Annotated in this window: 3 protein-coding genes and 1 pseudogene; all 4 read left to right on the top strand. The window is 45.5% G+C overall.

The window, feature by feature from the left end; translation table 11 throughout:
• A pseudogene (locus tag M0R47_RS21475) lies at positions 1-244 on the top strand (hypothetical protein); the annotation flags it as partial.
• Between the two features lie 2 nt (positions 245-246).
• A complete protein-coding gene (locus M0R47_RS21470) occupies positions 247-1,782 on the top strand; it encodes an aromatic amino acid ammonia-lyase (RefSeq protein ID WP_292558399.1) in 1,536 nt (511 codons plus the stop codon).
• On the top strand, positions 1,775-2,191 hold the full coding sequence (locus M0R47_RS21465; protein ID WP_292558398.1) for an acyl-CoA thioesterase: 417 nt from the start codon (positions 1,775-1,777) through the stop codon (positions 2,189-2,191). Before M0R47_RS21470 ends, M0R47_RS21465 begins: the two co-directional genes overlap by 8 nt.
• Before the next feature lie 73 nt (positions 2,192-2,264).
• Positions 2,265-2,969 carry a hypothetical protein gene (locus M0R47_RS21460; RefSeq protein ID WP_292558397.1) on the top strand — a complete coding sequence of 235 codons (705 nt, stop codon included), beginning with the start codon at positions 2,265-2,267 and terminating at the stop codon, positions 2,967-2,969.
• Positions 2,970-3,179 lie beyond the last annotated feature (210 nt).

Below are 3,179 nucleotides of genomic sequence, written 5' to 3'. Positions count from 1 at the left end.
ATTTATATTGGCTTCATTACTGAAATGTCCCGTTTATACCTTGTTTTGTTTAAAACAGCATGGCAAACATGTCATTTATTTTGAGCATTTCAGCGATGTTTTGAAGTTTCCCAGAAAAACCCGCGAGCAGGCTATGCAGCAGACGATACAAAAATATGCAGAGCGGTTGCAGCAGTATTGCTTGAAAGAGCCGTTACAATGGTTCAATTTTTTTGATTTCTGGCGCGTATTTATTAAAGAGTGAAGATGAATAAGGTAAAAGAGTGCGTTGTTTTTGATGGCCAGCCGTTGACCATTGAAGATATTTGTCTGATAGCTAACCAACAGGCCCCGATTGAATTAAGCCGGCAAGCCGAATTTGTGACCAGGATCGATAAGGGTGCATTGTTTATCGATAAGCTGTTAAAAGAAGAAGGCTTTGTCTATGGCGTAACGACAGGATATGGCGATTCCTGCACCGTGTCTATTCCGCTTAATCTGGTGGCAGAACTGCCTAAACATTTATATACCTTCCACGGCTGCGGCCTGGGTAATTACTTTGACGCCCAGCAGACGCGGGCTATCCTGGCAGTGCGACTAACCAGTCTAGCCCGCGGTTTTTCAGGCGTTCGCTATAAATTATTGCAGCAGCTGGCTGAATTATTAAAACAGGATATTCTGCCTTTGATACCGCAGGAAGGTTCTGTCGGCGCCAGCGGCGATCTAACGCCGCTGTCTTATGTGGCCGCCGTTCTGGCAGGCGAAAGGGAAGTGGTTTATCAGGAACAGCGCCAACAAACGCAGGCTGTTTTTGCCGCGCTGAACATCGAACCGCTCATCTTAAAGCCCAAAGAAGGCCTGGCGATTATGAACGGCACGGCGGCAATGACCGGCATCGCCTGTCTTGCCTACCAAAGAGCCGAATACTTGTCCCGCTTGACCACGCGTATCACCAGTCTGGCATCGATTGCCTTGAAAGGAAACGCCTACCATTTTGATGAAAAACTGTTTTCGGTTAAACCGCATCCGGGGCAAAACCGCGTCGCCCAGCGCATACGCCTGGATTTGCACCTGACTGAAGGCGCACCGCGAAATGATACCCGCTTGCAGGACCGTTATTCCCTGCGCTGTGCACCCCATGTGATCGGTGTGCTTGAAGACTCGCTGCCGTGGCTGCGGCAGTTTATTGAAAATGAATTAAACAGCGCCAATGACAACCCGATTATTGATGCCGAAGGCGAGCACGTTTTACATGGCGGCCATTTTTACGGTGGTCATATTGCCTTTGCGATGGATAGTCTGAAAACCGCCGTGGCCAATCTGGCCGATTTAATGGATCGGCAAATGGCGCAATTGATGGACCCCAAATTCAATCATGGCCTTCCCGCCAATCTTTCCGGTGCAAATGCCGAACAGGCCATGCTCAATCATGGCTTCAAGGCCGTACAAATAGCGGTATCCGCCTGGACGGCAGAAGCCCTTAAATTGACCATGCCAGCCAGCGTATTCTCCCGCTCGACCGAATGCCATAACCAGGACAAAGTAAGCATGGGCACCATCGCCGCCAGAGACTGCATCCGCATACTGGAATTAACGGAGCAGGTTGCAGTCGCGGTATTGTTGGCCAGTGTTCAGGGCGTGGAATTGCGCGGCAATGTGGAGGCGCTAAGTCCGGATCTTAAAAATACCGTTGAGCAAGTGCGGGAGCACAGTCCGTTTTTAAGCACTGACCGGGCATTGGAACAAGAGCTGCGACTTTGTCTGGAATTGATACGCAAACAGCATTGGCATCTTTATGACTAAAGGCTTTCACCACACCTCAATCGATATAGAAATCCCCTTCCACGATGTCGACATGATGGAAGTCGTCTGGCACGGGCATTACGCAAAATATTTTGAAATTGCACGCTGCGCATTGCTGGAAAAGATCAATTACAACTATCCGCAAATGCGTGACTCAGGCTACGCATGGCCGGTTATCGATCTCAGAATCCGTTATGCGAAACCGGCGGTGTTTGGGCAGGTAGTCACCGTAAGCGCGGAAGTGGTTGAGTGGGAAAACCGGCTGAAAATAAATTACCTCATCATTGATAAACGCACGGGCTCAAGGCTGACCAAAGGTTATAGCATTCAGGTGGCCGTTGATATGCAAACGAAGGAAATGTGTTTTGAATCGCCCAGAATTTTGTTTGAAAAACTGGGGGTAGTTTGACCTCGTTCCGTTATGTTTTATGTGATACCGAAAAGCTATAAGTCTTTGGTACTAATTAGAAAAAGTAAAAATAATGAGTCCACAATTTACAAAAAAACAGCACATCCATACAAGATATTGTATTGATAAATTTGCTATTAGTAGTTTCGTAGAAGTGCAAATAATTACTGCGCAATGCACTAAGAAATTAAAAGCCAAAAATCCTATTTTTTGTGGATCAAGGTTATGGGATGAGCGTACAGAAAAGAGCAGTCAATGCATAGAAAAAGCATTTCATCATGAAATAGACAATGCAATATGCGGACTCGGCAAACCAAGAAATCACCAAGCAATTTCAGACTACCATTTGCTTTGGTGGTCTAGGCATTACTACAGACATAATCCTAATCAAGATCAGAGAGTACCAGACACTTCTAATGATTCCCTTTCTATTCAATCTGAAATTAATCTTGAGAGCAATGGTTATATGTTTGTCAATGATGGCATTATGCCTGCAAGATTCTTGACATCAGTTATGTTGTGGGGATTTAGAAGATCTAATATGCATCGTTATGAAGGCCTTCAGTGGGGTCTGGTTGAATCTTATGATGGAGAGTTTATAGTGGCTGACTGTTATCAGGATGTTCTCTTTATGCCAATTAGCCCGACTAAGGCGTTTATTGCCAATGATCACGATGGGATTGTTACAAAAGAGAATGTGGTCCAACTGAACCGACTATCTGTGTCCGTGTCCGCCCAGTATTATTTTTCTTCCAATCTTGGGCATTGTCCGATTTAGAGTTGAGTCATGAAACCCAGCAATTTGTGGCTTCGATGTGTTGAACTCTGAGCCTTACGGGCTGATTGTTACTATACGCCGCATGAAAACAAAATTATTACTAATGCTTTTTGATGATGATAATAAAAATGCTATTACTTTTTCTGCTGTCATTCGGTCACAGCTACGCCGGCGATTTGCTTGCTCAAATCAATGCCCGCTTGGTGAAAA

The organism is Methylobacter sp. (assembly GCF_023227905.1).
Taxonomy (GTDB): Bacteria; Pseudomonadota; Gammaproteobacteria; order Methylococcales; family Methylomonadaceae; genus Methylobacter_A.
This window is presented reverse-complemented; position numbering and strand designations above follow the sequence as displayed.

Coding starts and splice junctions, on each gene's coding strand:
- M0R47_RS21460 (WP_292558397.1), top strand. CDS start 2,265: ATGAGTCCACAATTTACAAAAAAACAGCACATCCATACAAGATATTGT.
- M0R47_RS21465 (WP_292558398.1), top strand. CDS start 1,775: ATGACTAAAGGCTTTCACCACACCTCAATCGATATAGAAATCCCCTTC.
- M0R47_RS21470 (WP_292558399.1), top strand. CDS start 247: ATGAATAAGGTAAAAGAGTGCGTTGTTTTTGATGGCCAGCCGTTGACC.